The organism is Halobacterium sp. BOL4-2 (assembly GCF_016917835.2).
Classification (GTDB): Archaea; Halobacteriota; Halobacteria; order Halobacteriales; family Halobacteriaceae; genus Halobacterium; species Halobacterium salinarum.
The window spans coordinates 1,970,981-1,989,773 of record NZ_CP070332.2 but is presented as its reverse complement, the minus strand read 5'-3'; the positions used below and the strand labels follow the sequence as shown (position 1 = coordinate 1,989,773).

Sequence of the window (18,793 nt, the reverse complement as noted above, 5' to 3'; positions counted from 1 at the left end):
TCAGTTCTGGCGGAGTGCCAGCAGCGCCGCACCGAGGACCGCGACGAGCGCAACACCGACACCGAAGCCGGGGATGCTGCCGCTTGACTCGTCATCAGTACCCTCCGAGCCGTTCTCGGTGGTGTTCTCCTGCGTGGTGGTCATCTCGGTGGTCGTCTCGGTGGTCGTCTCGGTCATCGTCGTCGTCATCGTCTGGTTGTTCTCGGGCTGATCGACGGTCGTCTGATCAGGCTCCTCGAGTTCCTCGACGATTTCGACGTCCTGACGGTCGGTGTTGTCACCGTCGTCAGCTTCGACCGTGTAGTTGCCCGGCTCGACGTTCGAGAGCGGGACGTCAACCGACCACTGGCCGTTGTTGTTCCACTCCTCAGTGCTGTTGATCTCGATGGACGTGTCGCCCTGAAGGAGTTCAACCGTGATGGTGTTGTCGTCGGCCTTCCGGTTGGTCGTCCCCATGACGGTGAGCGTGCCGCCCGCTTCGCCACCCTCAGTGGATTCGATCGTGGTCAGTCCGTCAACGAGACGGAACTCCTGCGTGACGATGAGGTCGTCACTGGCGGTGTCGTCGACCGTGTTCGCGAGGATGCGGTCGCGGATCTGGTTGCCAGTCGGCGAACCCGCGACGTAGCCGTCTTGTTCGTCCGTGATCTTCTCCTCAAGCTTGTCGATGCTGGAGGCGGTGTCCTCACCGAACGTGTCGTCACGACCCGATGAGAGGATGTGCGCGGAGGCGGTCCCCTGATTGAGCTGGTCAAGGGAAATATCCTCTTCGTCGAAGGTGCCGTCGCTGTCAACGGAGACAGACTTGAACTCGACTTCTCCACGGCTGCCGACGAAGATGGCGGCAACGTTGTTCTTACCGGGGGCGGTCCCCTCCACGTCGATCTGGTTGTCGTCGTCAGCGATCTGTCCGTTGTACGTCTCGAAGGACGCGGTGAGATCCGTTTCAGTCACGCGGATCGAGGACGTACTGCTGACGCCCTGGTTGAAGTCGGACGTGTCGATCTTCTCCCGCACGTTTCCGTCAGAGTCGACGGCGTCGCGCTCGTCGATGATGCCGAGGCGGTACGTACCGGGGAGACCGAGGATGTCGGAGCCGTCCGAGAGGGTGATGTCTTCCTCTTCGAACGTGTCGTCGCTGTCGACTTCGATCGACTCCTCGCTGTCGATGGTGACGAGTTCGAACTCGTTGTTGTCGCGAGCGTACAGCACGACGTCGTCAGTCCCCTCGTTGGCGGTTCCGTTGATGTCGACTTCCGAGCCGACAACGTACGCGCCGGTCGGGTTGTCGAGGGTGATGTCGCCCTGCGTGACATCGAAGTCGGTGTCGTCGTCGGTCGACCGCTCGTTCAGAGCAGAGACGTTGTCGAGTGTTTCGCCTGAGACGTACTCATATTCGCCGTCGTCAGTGTTACTGGATGCGGGGTAGAGATCGATGTCGACGCTGGAGTCATCGAGGTACTGCGTCTCGATGGACCCGACGCCGTTGCCGTCGTCGATCTCGACGATGGCGTACGCGTAATCAGTCTCGTTGGCATCGAGAGTGTCGTCTTGCTCGATCTCGTCACCGGTGACGACACCGGAATCAACGGTGTCACCGACGCTGCGCATGATTTTGCGGGCGTCTTCGACGTCGTTGTTGTCACGGAAGTCGCCGCTGTCGATGGTGACAGCGTGGTAGTTGCCTTCCGGGCTGTTCTCGATGGTGTACTTGAGGTTCGATCCCTGCACGACTTCGTCCTCGGCGAGGTTCAGCGATGCCTTGTTCGAGGAGGAAATCGTCACGGAGACGGACTCGGTGGCGTCACCGAAGTCCAGGTCCTCGACACCTTCAACCGAGAACGTGTAGTCGCCCGCGTCAACGTTGTTCGGTTTGATGTTGAAGCGAAGCGTCTTGGACTGGTTGTTTCCGGTGCCATCGTTGGACGCGCCTTCCGGCTGCTCGGCAGCGAGGATCTCGTCCGTAACGTCGAGACCGTCCTCGTCTTCGACGGTCAGCTCGATGTCCTCGGCAGCGTAGTAGTTGTAGTCAATGGCGATCGAGGACTTGTCCTGCTGTGTGTTCAGGACACCGCCGGTGACGTCGTTGTCCGCGTTGTTGCGGACTTCGAGCATCGTCACCGATGGGCTCTGAACCGTGACAGCGAACCCGTTTTTGCCGTCGTCAGGACCGTTGGCGTCGTAGGAACCGGTCGCCTGGTCCTCGGGAAGTGGCATCTGAAGCGGGAGCCCCTCGTCGGATCCGCCGGTTCGGGAGAGCTGAACCGCGTTGTAGTCTTCTTCCTCAGAAGCGTTGTAGAATGTGACGTCTTCCTCGCCCTGGAAGAGCGTCGCTCCGTCGCCAACGCTACCGATGGAATTTGACGTTTTGTACTCCTCTGCACCGAAACCCGCGTCCTGGTTGTATCGATCGTTGGAATCCAGGAGCTGGTCTGCATTCGCCGCAGCAGCCCCGCCCGTGAACGCGACGCCGGCTCCGATCACGGAACCGACCATCAGCGCCGTCAGGAGGACTGCGCGGAGTTTGCTTGTTGTGTCTGTCATTTTTACTGAGTGACTGAGCTACGGTGTCAGTCCAACCAGACGACCGCATCCACCTGATTCCGCCGAAACGGTGAATCGTGGGTTTCTGCAGCCGCCATTTCGGGTAGGGGTGCTCCAGACTATACCCGGCCACTGGTAAATGCTTTCTGCCTTTTCGCGCGCCAGCCGCCGTCAGAGCACCGATCTGCATGGTTATTGTTCGCATGAAACGTTGACGGCGGAGCGACGACATCACGCACGGTGCCGTCCGGCGAAAACGGGGGTTAAAGATGCCCCAGTTCGAACCGAAGCCGCAATGAGCGGGAGTGGGCCACGGAAGTGCCTCGTCGTCGGCGTCTGTGTTCTCATCGCCGGGCTCGTCGTCCCTGCAGGCGGTGTCGCTGCACAGCCGGCCGTCGCGGGGAGCGACGGCGCGGGTAACAACATCCATGCGGGGGCTCCGTTCGCCACCGATCAGGCGCTAAACCTCACCACGAACCTCACTGTTGCGGGCACGCCGCTGCCCGATGGTGGATCGGTGACGACTGCCGACAACCCCCGGCTGGCGATGAACGTGACCAGCAACGCCACCATCGAGGTGATCTCGCTGCGCATCAACGACAACACGCGGCGGTCGTACGTCCCGAACGCCACTGCGTTCAACGAATCCACGAGGCTGGACCTGGATGCGGGAACGCACGACCTGACCACGGTCGTCAGGACTGCGAACGGGACCACGACGTACACCGGGACGATCACCGAAGACCCGAACGCGCCACTCGTCACGTTCGAGGCCCCGATGTCGGCCGGGTTCGTCGGCCCGGACAACGAGTACGAGCCCCTCGGTAACAACTACACCGTCAATCAGGCCACCGTCACCCTAGAAGGGACGATCCAGGATCAGTCGGCCGTGGAGTACATGGAGATCACGCGGTACTACAACTACCGACCGGGGGGAAGATACCGACCGGACGCGGAGGCGGACGCCAAGCGCGAGATCGAGATTCCGGATCCGGGGGACTCGTTCTCCCGCGAGCTGCGCCTCGGACCAGGGCGTCCGAGCGTCGGCAGCGGCGCCAACCGACTTCAGATCGAAGTCGCAGACGAATACGGGAACGTCAGGCAGTACCACACCCAGATAACCGTCAACGATACGGCCGCACCCGAGATCAACGTCTTGGATCGGCGGCCAGTCGCAACGCGCTCAGCGGTGGAGGTCAGCGCTGAGGTGACCGACAGCGTGGGGATCTCGTCGATCGGCGTTCGTGACGGCCCGGTAACTGGTGCCGGTCAGGATGTCCTGTTCACGCAACGCCAGCCGTTGCAGCGCCCGTTCTCGAAGACGGTGACGACGACCGTCCCGATCCTCGACGGTACGAAGGCGATCACACTCATCGCCACCGACCAGGCCAACCACAGGACCACCCGCGAACTCGCGGTGAACTACAGTGAGCTGGTCACGCCGGCGATCCAGTTCGACAACTCACTCACCGGAACGGCGGGGGCACAGCGCGTCCAGGCGGTCGGGCGAGTCTACGACGGACAGATCTCACGCGTGCGCGTCGAGTCGCTCACGCCGGACGGCGAGACGATCGACATCAACTCGGTGTACAGCGGTGGTGTCACCGAGAACGTCAGCTTCCAGGAGTTGCTGGATGCAGAGGCGTACCCGGCTGCCGTGCGCGTGCGCGCGATCGACGTGACGGGGGCTGAGCACACGAAGACCATCGAGTTGTCCCAGTCAGAGCCGGTCGACGAAGTGGTGGTGGAAGGAGCGGGAACGGAAACCGAAACCGCCGGTGGCGAGGGCGATCAGGCCGACAGGACAACGCTCAGGAACATCGAATCCAGTCCGGCGGTGTCGCCGGGCACCGCCGATCAGTCGGGGCCGTTGGGAACGCTGACCGGGTTGGTGAGCGAGTACGCGCTCCCGATCGTGGGGCTGTTGGTGGTCGTGATTCTCTTGTTGGTCGTCCAGCAACGCCGCGGGTAGCGGGCAACGTTACTCGCGACGGCGGCGCAGGCCCACGCCAGCGAACACGATGACAACCGCCACGAATGCGCCCACGGCCGTGAACCCCGGCGTTGGACCGCCGGTTTCGCGCGACGTGGTGGTCGTTTCGGACTGCGTCTCGGGCGTCGTCGTGGCTGCCGTGGTCGTGCGTGTCGGGTCGGTGACCGTCGCCGTCGTGTGCGCAACCGTATCGTCGGCAACGAACATCGTCAGTGTCACCGTCTCCCCGACGGTTGGAACCGGGAGATCGACAGTGCCGGTAAACGTGCCGTTGGCGGCTACGGTCGCAGTGGACCGCTGAATGTAGCCGAACGATCCGTTCGATTCGGCGAACGAGACGCGAACCGTCGCCTCGGTTCCCGGCGCGAGGTTCGTCACACCCGAGACGTGTGTCGGCTGTGCGCGTGTGAGCAGCCGCCCGTCACCACTGTCGGCTCGGAGATCGAAGCGTGTGCGTGGCGTCACGACCTGGAAGTCGTCGCTGGCGGTCTCGTTGGTGCCGGGAGCCAGATACGGGAACGCCGGGATCGTTATGTCTCCGCCAGCGCCACCCAGGAGGCTGCGGTAATACGTCTGGATGTTGTTGTCCCCACGGTCGAACTGGAACGCGTCGGCGGGGTCGGTCTCGTAGGTGAGCGACGCCGAGAGGTTCTGGAAGTCGGTCCCGCTGGATGGTTGGAAGTCAGCAACCGCCTGTGGATCGACAACGACGTACAGTCGCCCGCGTGACGCGTTGGCGTACACTGAGGCCGCGGCCGGATCCGCACCGGATAGGTCAAGGATTTCGAGCGGGGACTCGATGCCGGGCGGTGAGTCCGGGCCCTTGACCACAGGGCTGTTGGTGGCCTCGACCGCGAACTGGACGCCTTCGCCGGTTCGGGCTTCGAGTGTGGAGAGGGTACTCGGGGCGACACCCGAGGCGAGCGCGTCCGGCCCGCCCGCGATGGCTGCCAGATGGCCGTAGATTCCGGTCGCGTTGGCCGCGATCACAACCCGGTCGGTCGTCGTGGGCGGTCGCTGGTCGGTCATCGACGCCGCGAGCGCGGTCGCGTTCGGAGCCGCGTCTGCCGCGCCGGCGGGGGCCGTGTTCACCGTGATGTTGTGGACGCCCGGGGTTGTCAGTGAGACCGTCGCGGTGTCGAATCCGCCGTCGGCCGGTGACGACGTGAGTGCGGTCGTCGCGCCGTCGGTGCGTGCCTGCGCGCTGATGGTTCGGTTGGTGGTCGCCGTCACGGTGTACGTGCCGGGCTGGAGGGGGCGAGTGAGTTGGGCTGTCGGCCGCTCGCGGTCGGCGCTCCGGATCAGCCCCACCGTGGCCAGGTAGTCGGCGAATCCGTCGACCTGGATGCCGTCGGGGCCGACGAACCGCGGCCCGGGGTCGCCGCCGAGGCGTCCGTGAACGCCGCTTGTGACGGTGTCACCACCGCTGTAATAGACGTTCTCGGTGTTCGTCGGGCTGAGACTCGTACTGGTCCCGAGTGTCCTGGTGTTGATTCCGAGGGTGATCGTGCCGTCGGCGTCAGTGTCGACGGCGCGAACGACATCAAGGAAACCGGCATCGGCGCCGCCGACATGAATATAGACGGGGTGATCGTTGGGAATGCGGTCGGGCAGTGTCAGTGAGAGCGAAACGATGTCTCCCGCGGGCCGTGTGTGCTCGGTGTGTTGCCAGCCAGCGTCGTCGGTGCTGTTCGAAGGCGATTCCGGGGGCGCGCCGGCGGCCGCTGTCGGGGCGTGATCCGTGGCCGCAGCCGCTGTCACAGCGGCCGGCGTGCAGACGACAGCCACGACGAGAATGAAAACGGCGGTCGCGCGCAGTGTCGTCGTGAGCGAGGGAGTGCGTGTCATGGATGAGAGCGTCTCCAGGTGCGCCACCCGATCTAGTGCGGTGGTTCGCGGCCCTGTTATTTGATCGTGTCCATCTGTGGAGCCGCAGCGGACGGGCGCAGTCGTCCGTGAGAGGGGATATCTAGAGGACGCAGTCGGGTGGGTAAATACTTTGGGCGCTCGGAACCCCGCCGACAGTCGGCCACAACGACGGAGCGGACGGCAACCCGACAGAGAACAGACCTGACAGCGACGAGGGCAGGGGCGAACGTGGGGGTCGGTAATCAGCACCTTCAAAATACTACTCTCGTAACTATCAGTATGAACGGCGATAGTCCCTTTGCGGGGCCTCCAGAAGACACACGCGAGGAGATCCTCCGGGCGGCGTTTCTCGTGCTCCAGCGGGACGGCTACGCTGGGCTGTCGATGAATCGGATCGCCGAGGAGGTCGGCCTGCAGAAGGCGTCGGTCTACCATCACTACGCGGAGAAAGACACGCTGTTGCTCGCGCTCGTCGATTACGTCGTCGAGGAGCTTCGGTACCGGATCGTCCAGCCCGACGACGAGGACCCCCTCCAGCAGCTGCAACGGTTCATCGACGAGGTGGTGTTCGGACACCACGCCGGATCGGATGCCACGGCGTTGTCGCCGCCGACGGATGGGACGATCCGGGCGTTCATTCAGATCCGCGCGCAGGCAGTCCACGACGACGACTACCGCGAACAGATCACGACGATCGACCGGATCCAACAGGAGCACATCGCGGAGATCATCCAGCGTGGCGTGGACGCGGGAGAGTTCCGCGACGTCGATCCGACGCAAGTGGCGTCGTTCATCTCGACGCTGTTGACCGGCGTGTTCACACGCCGAGTCACGATGACGACTGACCTGACGCCGGTGCGGGAAGCGACCCACGCGTATCTCGAAGCGGTGTTAGTAGCGTAACCCTGCTCGTGCGTGCTGCGTGGCGCACAAACTATTACATAGAACGGGCAACACGTTGTGGGTATGTCACAGCAATCACGCACGGCGAGCCGGGAGGCGGCGTCGATCATCGCACTCCCGACACACGCGGTCGGCTACCTCGCACTGCTGGCGGCGATCGTCACAGGGGTCATCCACCTCCAGTTGGGCAATCAGATCGCTGGGTTGAACCAGCAGTTGGCGATCCTGTTCGTGTTGAACGGCGTCGGGTTCCTGGCTGGCGGCGCCGTCTACGTGAGCAGCTACTGGCGCGAGGCGCTGTATCTCGTGGCGGCGGCGTACGCGCTCACCACGATCGTCTCGTTGTTCGTGTTCCAGGGGTTCAGCGTGGACGCCTTCTACATGGGCAACACACTCAACACGACGGCCGTGATTTCGAAGGCAGCCGAAGCCGTGCTGGCGGCGTGTGCCGTGTTCTTGTACGCGACGGAGTAGCGGGACACGGAACAGGACGGCAGAAAACAGGAGGAGCGGTTATTCGCCGTCGCGGAACCGACGGAACCCGATCACGCCAAGCCCGCCCAGCGACCCCAACACGAGAAGCGCGGCGACAGAGCCGGACAGCGAAGTGATAGAGCCGGGCGTCAGCGAGAACTGCTGTGCCGACTGGTTCGGCTGGGCCGTGGCTGGTGCGATCGACATCGAGGAGCTGGAGACCTGGACGGACTGCGAGCTGTCGTAGGACTCCCCGCCGACCTGGTACTCAGTGTGAAGCGAGAGCGTGGTGTCGGCGTCCAGCGTAGTGGGAACAGTCACCGTCTGTGAGTGGGCGGCGTCGACGGTCCCGAACGCGGCCGCGGGTGCCGGACCGACGTCGTCGGTGCCGACCGTGGTCACGTCGTTGACGGCTGCGTTACCGAGGTTGATGAGGCGATACTGGAGGAACTTCGAGTCGTTCTCTTCGATGACTGTTGCGTCGACGCGGACGTCGGTTCGGAGCGCATCGACGTCGATGGATTTCGACGTGTTGACTGCGGCGTCGCTGGTTTCAAGCGATGCCTTGAGGTCGATCGTCCCGGTGCGTTCGGGCCGGATATCGAATTCGAACTGGGTGATGTTCTCGGTGCCGAGCACCGGCTTCAGGCGCGTCTCAGTGTCGAGGTTCTGGTTGGTCGCTTCGAGGTCGAGCGACAGGTCCGTGAGCGGGTCCTCTTCGCCGTTCGAGACCGTAACGGTGACCGGCGTGTCGGTGCCCGCGACCGCGGACTGCGCGTCGATCTGAAGGCGAGGTTCGGGTGGTGACGACGAGGACGGCTCCGAGACCGAGACGTACACCGGGTAGTCGACGGAATCGATGCTGCGGGTGACCCCGTCACTGTCGGTCTGGACACCGCGAACGGTGACTGTGAGTTCTTTGTCACCAGCTGAGTCGAAGGACGTGCGAAGCGGCACGTCGATCGACTCGCCGCCGGCGATCGTTCCCAAATCACTGACCTTTGCCAGGTTTCCGCCGTCGCCGGAGAGGGTCACTTGCGTGATCTCGAACGCTCCATCGCTGGAACTGGAGTGGCGCACGGTCGGCGTGACAGTAATCGTGTCACCAGTCTCAGGCTCGTCATCAGAGACGGTCACGTCTGAAACAGTGACTTTCAGGCCGTTGTCTGCGGACACGACGCCAGCAGCCGCGACGGCCGACAGGCAGACGACGGCCGTCATAATTAACGCTTTCAGCGCGCGGGAATCCATGTGGCTGTTTCCCATCATAATCCCGGACAACAACCTAACAATATATAAATGTTGATTTTATTGAGATGGTGTAGAATTGGAATTATTCAGCATCCATCGTGATACGTTATGAAAGGTCGTATAACTGAGATATGGATGCCTGTAGAAAAAGCTATGTATAAGCCAAGTTATGATAATGGTCGATGACGAGACGACCGCAGCGACTGGCCACCCACAGACACCAACACGCCTATAGACGGGGCGTGTTTCGCTCGGACCAGCAACCATGACTGCAGCGACAGACGCGCTCGCATGGGTTGTCGTCGCGGCGTTCGCAACGAGCGCCCTGATCGACGCGGCCAGCGACGACCACGAGGCGTTGCGGCGGTACGCCGCCGTCGGCGCGTGGGCCGTGTTCGGGCTGTTCTGGGGCCTGCTCATCGAACACTTCCTGTTCGTGCAGCAGTCACTCATCGAGGGCGCACTCGCTGCAGCGGCCGTGCCCGCGTGCCTCTACACGGCGTACCTCGTGGCCAGCGGCCGGAAGTCGCTGGCGACACTGACCCGCGCGATCGCGGTCATGGGGCTGCTCTACATTCCGTTCCAGACGATCGAGCCGCTGCGGCGGTGGGCGATCCTCACGACGACACACCACGCCGCGTGGATCATGGGCCAACTCGGCTACCACCCGGCGATCGAGGTCGCCACGAGCTACCACGGCTACCCTGCGAAGTTCGCGTTCCACGGGACGAACGTCGTGACCGGCGAACCCTGGGGGTTCCCCACGACAGTGCTACTGGCGTGTACGGGGATCGGAAGCATGAGCATCGTCGGCGGGCTCGTGGCGGCCGTCGACGCGCCGATGCGGCGCAGGCTGCGCGCACTGGGGGTGGCGATCCCGCTGATCTACGGCATGAACCTGGTGCGTGTCGTGTTCATCGCGATCGCACACGGCAACCAGTGGTTCGGCGGGGATGTTATCGAAGGCGTGGTGTTTGCGTTGTTCCCGACGGACAACCCCAACCGGGTGTCGTATCTGTTCGCGGATCGCGTGCTTGCGCAGTCGCTGTCTGTCGTGGTGCTCGTCGTGTTGACGCTGGCGCTGCTGCGTATCGTGCCGGAGCTGGGCGGCGTCATCGAGGACGTGGCGTTCGTTCTCACCGGCAATGAATACGACATCACGGGCCGGTTCGCCGGCGACCGCTAGCCCGGCCTGGTCCCGTCGGTTGGCGTGGATCGAGACAGGAGGGGTTGGGAACGGACGCGGCGCTGTTCGAGTAGCGGAACGGAGAAAGCGCCCGGAGCGGGATTTGAACCCGCGTCACAACCGTGACAGGGTTGTATGATGGGCCACTACACCATCCGGGCTGGCTGCACTCATTCGTATCCGGGGTATAGTATTAAGACTTTCCAATCGCGGGCTGTGTGTGTATCGCTGTCGTGTCGCCGTTCGCGCGCCCCGTGGTTGACAAGGCTTAAATGCTGTGGGCAGCAACTGGCCTGTAGTATCTCGTGAGAGTCAGTTCTCCCCCCACGCAGGTGCACCCATGGTAGACGTAAGCCAACACGAACTCGTACCCGAGCACACCGTCCTCGATGAGGAGACACTCGACGGAGTGCTTGCGGACTACGACATCGACCGCACGGAGCTTCCGAAGATCAAATACAAGGATCCAGCGCTGCCCGACAACGCCGAAATCGGGGACGTCGTGGAGATCGTTCGGGACTCGCGAACCACAGACGAAGCCGTCGTGTACCGACTGGTGATCGAATAGATGCTACAGGAAGACAAACGCGAACTGTCCGAATCGTACTTCTCGAAAGAACGCCTCGCCGAACACCACTTCCGCTCGTACAACGCGTTCCTCGAACACGGCATGCAGGATGTCGTCACCGAGAAAGAACGCATCGAGACGGACATCGGCGACAAAGAGGACGAAGAGCCGGTGTGGGTTGAGCTCGGTGACGTTCGAGCCGTCACGCCCCGCGTCAGGGAGGCCGACGGCAGCGAGGAGCTGCTGTACCCACAGGAAGCGCGGCTGCGGAACATCACGTACTCGGCGCCCGTGTTCATGGAGATGAGCATCGTGCGTGGTGGCGAGGAAGAAGAGGAGCGTGTCCTCGACACGACCGAAACGAAGGTCGGTCGGATGCCCATCATGGTGGGCTCGGACAAATGCAACATTTCCGGGTTCAGCGACGAGGAACTCATCGAGATCGGTGAGGACCCGGCCGACCCCGGGGGGTATTTCATCATCAACGGCAGCGAGCGCGTGTTGATGACCAGCGAGGACCTCGCGCCGAACAAGATCCTCGCCGAGTACGACTCCAAGTACGGCGACGAAATTCAGGTGGCGAAGACGTTCAGCCAGCGCCGCGGCTACCGCGCGCTCGTGCTCGTCGAGCGCAACCGCGAGGGCCTGCTTGAGGTGTCGTTCCCGTCAGTCTCCGGGTCGATCAGCTTCGTAACGCTCGTGCGCGCGCTCGGGTTGGAGTCCGACGAGGAGATCGTCCACCGGGTCAGCGAGGACCCCGAGATCGTGAAGTTCATGCTGGAGAACCTGGAGGAAGCCGACGTCCAGACCCAGGAGGAAGCCATCGAGGACCTGGGCCAGCGCGTCGCCTCCGGGCAGGGAAAGAACTACCAGCTCAAGCGCGCGAACTACGTCATCGACCGCTATCTCCTCCCACACCTCCACGAGGACGGCGTCGAGGAAGAGGAGACACGCATCAACAAGGCGTACTACCTCTGCCGGATGGCCGAGGCGTGCTTCGAGTTGGCGCTCGGCCGCCGCGAGGCCGACGACAAGGACCACTACGCGAACAAGCGCCTGAAGGTCTCCGGAGACCTGATGAAAGACCTGTTCCGAACGGCGCTGAACAAGCTCGCGCGTGACGTGAAATACCAGCTGGAGCGCGCGAACATGCGGAACCGCGAACTCACGGTGAACACGGTGGTTCGGTCCGACGTGTTGACCGAGCGCCTCGAACACCCGATTGCGACCGGGAACTGGGTTGGTGGGCGGTCCGGCGTGAGTCAGCTCGTCGACCGCACCGACTTCATGGGTGTGCTCAGCCACCTGCGCCGCCTGCGCAGTCCGCTCAGCCGCTCCCAGCCGCACTTCGAAGCGCGGGACCTACACGCCACCCAGTGGGGGCGCATCTGTCCGTCCGAGACGCCGGAAGGCCCGAACTGTGGGCTGGTGAAGAACTTCGCGCAGGCGATGGAGCTCTCACAGGACGTCGACGACGAGCGGGACCTCAAACAGGAGCTGTCCTCGATGGGTGTGGAGGGAATCCCCGGCATCAGCATGGAAACGACATCGACGACGTCCGCGGACGACTAACATGAGTACGGAACGCGAAGCCAAAGTCTACGTCAACGGGAGTCTGGTTGGAACACACGAGAACCCCGAAGAGTTAGCAGAACAGATCCGGGAGGCGCGCCGCCGCGGTGAGGTCTCCGAGATGGTGAACGTCTCGGTCAGGGACCGCACCGGTGAGGTCATCGTGAACGCGGACGCTGGCCGGGCGCGCCGGCCGTTGCTGGTCGTGGAGAACGGCGAGCCGGTGGTCACCCAGGAGGAAGTGGAGGCCGTCAAGAACGGCGACATCGACTTCGAGGACCTCGTTGAGGCGGGGAAAGTCGAGTTCATCGACGCCGAGGAGGAAGAGGACATCCTCGTGGGCGTCGAGGAGGAGGAGCTCACGGCCGACCACACGCACCTCGAAATCGACCCGCAGCTCATCTTCGGGATCGGTGCGGGGATGATCCCGTACCCCGAGCACAACGCCAGCCCCCGGATTACGATGGGGGCGGGGATGATGAAACAGAGTCTGGGGCTGCCGGCGGCGAACTACCGCATCCGGCCGGACACCCGCCAACACCTCCTGCATTACCCGCAGAAGGCGATGGTGAACACCCAGACGACCGAGCAGATCGGCTACGACGACCGGCCGGCGGGCCAGAACTTCGTCGTCGCCGTGATGTCCTACGAGGGGTTCAACATCGAGGACGCCCTGGTCATGAACAAGGGGTCCGTGGAGCGCGCGCTCTCCCGGTCGCATTTCTTCCGCACGTACGAGGGCGAGGAGCGGCGCTACCCTGGCGGCCAGGAAGACCGCTTCGAGATCCCCGGCGACGACGTGCGGGGCGCACGCGGTGAGGACGCGTACACGCACCTCGACGACGACGGCCTGGTGAACCCCGAGACGAAAGTCGACGATTCGTCGGTGCTGTTGGGGAAGACGAGTCCGCCGCGGTTCCTCGAAGAACCCGAGGACATGGGCGGGCTGAGCCCGCAGAAGCGCCGCGAAACGTCGGTGACGATGCGGTCGGGCGAGGACGGCGTCGTCGACACGGTGACGCTGATGGAGGGCGAGGACGGCTCGAAGCTCGCGAAAGTCTCCGTGCGCGACGAGCGCATCCCGGAGCTCGGCGACAAGTTCGCGAGCCGACACGGCCAGAAGGGCGTCGTCGGCCACCTCGCGCCCCAGGAGGACATGCCGTTCACGCAGGAAGGCGTGGTGCCGGACCTCGTGTTGAACCCCCACGCGTTGCCGTCGCGGATGACGGTCGGCCACGTGCTGGAGATGCTCGGCGGGAAGGCGGGGTCGCTGGACGGGCGGTCCGTCGACGGCACGCCGTTCACCGGCGAGGGCGAGGACGAGATCCGTGGCACGCTCGAAGACCGCGGCTTCAAATCCTCCGGCAAGGAGGTCATGTACTCCGGGGTGTCCGGGGAGAAAATCGAGGCCGAGATCTTCGTGGGGACGATCTTCTACCACAAGCTCTACCACATGGTGTCGAACAAGCTCCACGCCCGGTCGAAGGGGCCGGTGCAGGTGCTGACCCGACAACCCACCGAGGGTCGCGCCCGCGAGGGCGGACTGCGGGTCGGTGAGATGGAGCGTGACACCGTCATCGGGCACGGCGCGGCGATGGTGCTCAAAGAGCGCCTGCTCGATTCCTCGGACCGCGAGGAGATCCACGTGTGTGGGAACTGCGGCATGACGGCCGTGGAGAACTACGAGCAGCGCCGGGTGTACTGTCCGAACTGCGAGGAGGAGACCGACGTACACAGCATCGAGATGAGTTACGCATTCAAGCTTCTACTCGACGAGATGAAGGCGCTCGGCATCGCGCCGCGCCTGGAACTGGAGGAGGCAGTGTAATGAGTGCAGGACAAGCCCCCAAGGAAATCGGCGAAATCAGCTTCGGGCTGATGGACCCAGAGGAGTACCGCGACATGTCCGCCACGAAGGTCATCACGGCGGACACGTACGACGACGACGGCTTCCCGATCGACATGGGGCTGATGGACCCCCGACTGGGCGTCATCGATCCGGGTCTAGAGTGTAAGACGTGTGGGCAGCGCTCGGGCGGCTGCAACGGCCACTTCGGCCACATCGAGCTCGCGGCCCCGGTGATTCACGTGGGGTTCTCGAAGCTCATCCGCCGGCTCCTGCGTGGGACGTGTCGGGAGTGCGCGAGCCTGCTGCTCACCGAGGAGGAGAAAGACGAGTACCGGGAGAACCTCGATCGGACGCGGAGCCTCCGCCAGGACGTCTCTGACGTGATGACGGCGGCGATCCGTGAGGCCCGCAAGAAAGACCACTGCCCGCACTGCGGGGAGGTCCAGTACGACGTCAAACACGAGAAGCCGACGACGTACTACGAGGTCCAGCAGGTGTTGGCGTCGGATTACAGCGAGCGCATCGCGGCGTCGATGCAGCCCGACGAGGACGAGGACGACGCTGGCGTGAGCCCCCAGGAGCTCGCCGAGCAGACCGACATCGACATCAGCCGGATCAACGAGATCCTCTCCGGGGAGTTCCGGCCGCGCCGCGAGGACCGTGAGGCCATCGAGACGGCCATCGGCGCGGACCTCACCACCGAGGACATGAACAAGCTGATGCCGTCGGACATCCGGGACTGGTTCGAGGACATCCCCGGCGAGGACCTCGAAGCGCTGGGCGTGAACTCGGACCGCAGTCGGCCCGAGTGGATGATCCTGACGGTGCTACCGGTGCCGCCGGTGACGGCGCGACCGTCGATCACGCTTGACAACGGCCAGCGCAGCGAGGACGACCTCACGCACAAGCTGGTGGACATCATCCGCATCAACCAGCGGTTCATGGAGAACCGCGAGGCGGGTGCGCCACAGCTCATCATCGAGGACCTCTGGGAGCTGTTGCAGTACCACGTCACGACGTTCATGGACAACGAGATCAGCGGGACGCCGCCGGCGCGACATCGGTCCGGCCGCCCGCTGAAGACGCTATCCCAGCGCCTCAAGGGCAAAGAGGGGCGGTTCCGCGGCAGCCTCTCGGGGAAACGCGTGAACTTCTCCGCCCGGACCGTCATCTCGCCGGACCCCACGCTGTCGCTGAACGAGGTCGGGGTGCCGGATCGGGTGGCGACGGAGATGACACAGACGATGGTCGTCAACGAGCAGAACCTCGAGCGCGCCCGACGCTACGTCCGGAACGGCCCCGAGGGGCATCCGGGCGCGAACTACGTCACCCGGCCCGACGGCCGTCGCGTGCGCGTCACCGAGAAGGTGTGTGAGGAGCTCGCCGAGCGCGTCGAGCCCGGCTGGGAGGTCCAGCGCCACCTCATCGACGGCGACATCATCATCTTCAACCGGCAGCCGTCGCTGCACCGGATGTCGATCATGGCCCACGAGGTCGTGGTGATGCCGTACAAGACGTTCCGCCTGAATACGGTCGTCTGTCCGCCGTACAACGCCGACTTCGACGGCGACGAGATGAACATGCACGCCCTCCAGAACGAGGAGGCGCGGGCCGAGGCGCGCGTGCTGATGCGCGTCCAAGAGCAGATCCTCTCCCCGCGGTTCGGGGAGAACATCATCGGCGCGATCCAGGACCACATCTCGGGGACGTACCTGCTCACGAACGACAATCCGCGGTTCAACGAGACGCAGGCGTCGGACCTACTCCGGCAGACCCGGATCGACGAGCTGCCGGCGGCCGCCGGCACCGACGAGGACGGCGACCAGTACTGGACCGGCCACCAGATCTTCTCCGAGTTGCTGCCCGACGACCTCTCGCTTGAGTTCACCGGCACGACCGGTGACACGGTCGTCATCGAGGACGGCCAGCTCTTGGAGGGCACCATCGCCGACGACGAGGTCGGGGAGTACGGCAGTGAGATCGTGGACACCATCACGAAAGTCCACGGGAACACGCGCGCCCGCATCTTCATCAACGAGGTCGCGTCGCTGGCGATGCGGTCGATCATGCACTTCGGGTTCTCGATCGGCATCGACGACGAGACGGTGTCGACGGAGGCCCGCGAGCGCATCGACGAGGCGATCCAGTCGGCGTACGACCGCGTGCAGGAACTCATCGAGACTTACGAGAACGGGGACCTAGAGAGCCTGCCCGGCCGCACGGTCGACGAGACCCTGGAGATGAAGATCATGCAGACGCTCGGAAAGGCTCGGGACTCCGCGGGGGACGTCGCCGAGGAGAACTTCGACGAGGACAACCCCGCGGTCGTGATGGCGAACTCCGGCGCGCGTGGGTCGATGTTGAACCTCACGCAGATGGCTGGGTGTGTCGGCCAGCAGGCGGTTCGTGGCGAGCGCATCAACCGCGGCTACGAGGACCGCACGCTCTCCCATTTCGCGCCCAACGACCTCTCCAGTGAGGCCCATGGCTTCGTGGAGAACTCCTACACCAGCGGGCTGACCCCGAAGGAGTTCTTCTTCCACGCGATGGGGGGCCGCGAGGGGCTGGTTGACACGGCAGTCCGCACGTCGAAGTCCGGCTACCTGCAGCGCCGGCTGATCAACGCGCTGTCGGAGCTGGAGACGCAGTACGACGGCACCGTGCGGGACACCAGCGACACGATCGTGCAGTTCGAGTTCGGGGAGGACGGCACCAGTCCGGTGCAGGTGTCCTCCAACGAGGAGGTCGACATCGACGTCGAGCACGTCGCCGACCGCATCCTGAACTCGGAGTTCGACAGCGACACCCAGAAGGCCGAGTTCCTGGAGGTCGAGGAGCCGCCGACGAACCTCTCCGAACACGGCGCCGCCTGGGAGGTGGAATCGGATGACTGAGTTCGACGTGACGGACGGCGTCCACGACGTGATCGAGGACACCGAGTTGCCACGGCGGCTGAAAGACGAGGTGCTCGCGACCGCCGAGGAGCGCGGGGTCACGAAGTCCCAGGCGAACGAGATCGCCACCGCGGTTGAGGCCCAATATTTGGACACGCGCGTCGACCCGCTCGACCCAGTGGGGACGGTGAGCGCGCAGTCCATCGGGGAGCCGGGGACGCAGATGACCATGAACACGTTCCACTACGCGGGCGTCGCGGAGATGGACGTGACACAGGGGCTGCCGCGGCTCATCGAGCTCGTGGACGCCCGGAAGACGCCGGACACGCCGGTGATGGAGGTGTACTTGGAGGACGAGTACGCCGAGGAGCGCGAGCGCGCCCACGAGGTCGTCTGGAAGATCGAGGCCACGAAGATCCTCGCGCTGGGCGACATCTCCACGAACGTCGCGGACATGGTCGTCCGCATCGACCTCAACGAGGACACGCTCCAGGAGCGGTGGCCGCGGGTTGACTCCACGACGCAGATCGCGGGGGAGGTCGCGGAGACGATCGAGGGGAACCTCGGTGTGACAGTGACCCAGGACGGAACGATCCTGGAGTTCGGACCGAGCGAGCCGTCGTACCGGGAGCTCCTGCAGCTGGTCGAGCAGCTCCGGGACATCGTGTTCAAGGGCATCGAGGAGGTGTCCCGGGTCGTGATTCGGCGCGAAGAAACCGACCGTGGCGAGGAGTTCGTCCTCTACACCGAGGGGTCGGCGTTCAAGAAGGCGCTCAAGATCGAGGGCGTCGACGCCACGCGCACGTCGTGTAACAACATCCACGAGGTGCACAAGACCCTCGGCATCGAGGCCGCTCGGGAGGCGATCATCAACGAGACGATGACCACCCTCGAAGAGCAGGGCCTCGACGACGTGAACATCCGCCACCTGATGTTGGTCGCCGACATCATGACCAACGACGGCACCATCGAGTCGATCGGCCGCCACGGCATCTCGGGGAACAAGAACTCCGTGCTCGCGCGGGCCGCCTTCGAGGTGACGGTGAACCACCTCCTGGACGCGGCGATCCACGGCGAGAGCGACGACCTCGACGGCGTCATCGAGAACGTGATCGTCGGGAAGCCGGTTCGGCTCGGAACTGGTGACGTCGACCTCCGGATGGGCGCGACACAGACGTCGGACTGATGACCATCCGGCTCTCAGATGAGGCGCGCCAGCTCATCGCCGTCTTCGAGACGGAGACCGACGCGACGGCCGTCGATTGCCTGCCCGACGACGACCGGGTGGTGTACGTCGTCACTGCGGGCGAGATGGGGGCCGCCATCGGCGACGGCGGGAGCCGCGTCGACGCGCTTGAAGCGACGCTCGGGCGCAGCGTGGTGCTCGTCGAGGATGCCCCGACCGCCGAGGGGTTCGTGGCGAACGCGCTCTCGCCGGCGGCGGTCTACAACGTCACGGTCAGCGAGAACGACACGACGGTCGCGTACGCGGAAGTCGCCCACGAGGACAAGGGCGTCGCGATCGGTGCTGACGGCACGAACATCGAGACCGCCAAGGAGTTGGCCGCCCGCCACTTCGACATCGACGACATCCAGCTGACGTAGTCCCGTTCGCTGCGCTCTCTCGGGCGCTAGCACGGGCTGCGCTGAAAGCACGCCGCCGTCCTGCCGCTCGCTTCGTCGCCGCCCG

13 protein-coding genes and 1 tRNA gene are annotated in these 18,793 nt (G+C 64.2%); 10 read left to right on the top strand and 4 right to left on the bottom strand.

Annotated features, from left to right (window positions below):
* Entirely contained in the window at nucleotides 1-2,544 is a 2,544-nt protein-coding gene (gene csg / locus JRZ79_RS23810) for an HVO_2072 family ArtA-dependent S-layer glycoprotein (RefSeq protein ID WP_205252313.1), read from the bottom strand.
* 295 nt (nucleotides 2,545-2,839) lie between these two features.
* Here csg and JRZ79_RS23805 point away from each other — a divergent pair, with 295 nt between their 5' ends.
* The gene (locus tag JRZ79_RS23805) at nucleotides 2,840-4,516 is read left to right on the top strand and encodes a hypothetical protein (RefSeq protein WP_231546318.1); all 1,677 of its coding nucleotides are present in this window, start codon (nucleotides 2,840-2,842) and stop codon (nucleotides 4,514-4,516) included.
* Nucleotides 4,517-4,525: 9 nt separating this feature from the next.
* Here the strand turns inward: JRZ79_RS23805 and JRZ79_RS23800 are convergent, their stop codons facing one another.
* A complete protein-coding gene (locus tag JRZ79_RS23800; protein WP_205252311.1) occupies nucleotides 4,526-6,385 on the bottom strand; it encodes a BGTF surface domain-containing protein in 1,860 nt (619 codons plus the stop codon).
* A 300-nt stretch (nucleotides 6,386-6,685) separates the two neighbouring features.
* Here JRZ79_RS23800 and JRZ79_RS23795 point away from each other — a divergent pair, with 300 nt between their 5' ends.
* On the top strand, nucleotides 6,686-7,309 hold the full coding sequence (locus JRZ79_RS23795; RefSeq protein ID WP_205252310.1) for a TetR/AcrR family transcriptional regulator: 624 nt from the start codon (nucleotides 6,686-6,688) through the stop codon (nucleotides 7,307-7,309).
* Nucleotides 7,310-7,372: 63 nt separating this feature from the next.
* Nucleotides 7,373-7,783, top strand: coding sequence for a hypothetical protein (locus JRZ79_RS23790; protein ID WP_136361015.1), 411 nt, complete (start codon nucleotides 7,373-7,375; stop codon nucleotides 7,781-7,783).
* 39 nt (nucleotides 7,784-7,822) lie between these two features.
* Here JRZ79_RS23790 and JRZ79_RS23785 read toward each other — a convergent pair whose 3' ends face one another.
* Complete coding sequence (locus JRZ79_RS23785; RefSeq protein WP_205252309.1) at nucleotides 7,823-9,052, bottom strand: hypothetical protein; 1,230 nt, start codon at nucleotides 9,050-9,052, stop codon at nucleotides 7,823-7,825.
* 247 nt (nucleotides 9,053-9,299) lie between these two features.
* Between JRZ79_RS23785 and artA the strand changes: the two genes are divergently transcribed.
* The gene (artA, locus tag JRZ79_RS23780) at nucleotides 9,300-10,220 is read left to right on the top strand and encodes an archaeosortase A (RefSeq protein WP_136361013.1); all 921 of its coding nucleotides are present in this window, start codon (nucleotides 9,300-9,302) and stop codon (nucleotides 10,218-10,220) included.
* Nucleotides 10,221-10,308: 88 nt separating this feature from the next.
* Here artA and JRZ79_RS23775 read toward each other — a convergent pair.
* Nucleotides 10,309-10,381, bottom strand: a tRNA-Asp gene (locus JRZ79_RS23775).
* A 179-nt stretch (nucleotides 10,382-10,560) separates the two neighbouring features.
* Between JRZ79_RS23775 and JRZ79_RS23770 the strand changes: the two genes are divergently transcribed.
* The 6 genes from JRZ79_RS23770 to JRZ79_RS23745 are packed head-to-tail and all read left to right on the top strand — an operon-like array spanning nucleotide 10,561 to nucleotide 18,708.
* Complete coding sequence (locus tag JRZ79_RS23770; RefSeq protein WP_010903999.1) at nucleotides 10,561-10,788, top strand: DNA-directed RNA polymerase subunit H; 228 nt, start codon at nucleotides 10,561-10,563, stop codon at nucleotides 10,786-10,788.
* Nucleotides 10,789-12,360 (top strand): DNA-directed RNA polymerase subunit B'', encoded by a 1,572-nt coding sequence (locus JRZ79_RS23765; protein WP_010903998.1) that lies wholly within the window; start codon nucleotides 10,789-10,791, stop codon nucleotides 12,358-12,360.
* A gap of 1 nt (nucleotide 12,361) precedes the next feature.
* The gene (rpoB, locus tag JRZ79_RS23760) at nucleotides 12,362-14,188 is read left to right on the top strand and encodes a DNA-directed RNA polymerase subunit B (protein ID WP_136361012.1); all 1,827 of its coding nucleotides are present in this window, start codon (nucleotides 12,362-12,364) and stop codon (nucleotides 14,186-14,188) included.
* On the top strand, nucleotides 14,188-17,103 hold the full coding sequence (locus JRZ79_RS23755) for a DNA-directed RNA polymerase subunit A' (protein WP_010903996.1): 2,916 nt from the start codon (nucleotides 14,188-14,190) through the stop codon (nucleotides 17,101-17,103). The genes rpoB and JRZ79_RS23755 overlap by 1 nt, the downstream gene beginning before the upstream one ends.
* Nucleotides 17,096-18,289 carry a DNA-directed RNA polymerase subunit A'' gene (gene rpoA2 / locus JRZ79_RS23750; protein ID WP_136361011.1) on the top strand — a complete coding sequence of 398 codons (1,194 nt, stop codon included), beginning with the start codon at nucleotides 17,096-17,098 and terminating at the stop codon, nucleotides 18,287-18,289. The genes JRZ79_RS23755 and rpoA2 overlap by 8 nt, the downstream gene beginning before the upstream one ends.
* Nucleotides 18,289-18,708 carry a NusA-like transcription termination signal-binding factor gene (locus JRZ79_RS23745; protein WP_010903994.1) on the top strand — a complete coding sequence of 140 codons (420 nt, stop codon included), beginning with the start codon at nucleotides 18,289-18,291 and terminating at the stop codon, nucleotides 18,706-18,708. The genes rpoA2 and JRZ79_RS23745 overlap by 1 nt, the downstream gene beginning before the upstream one ends.
* Nucleotides 18,709-18,793 lie beyond the last annotated feature (85 nt).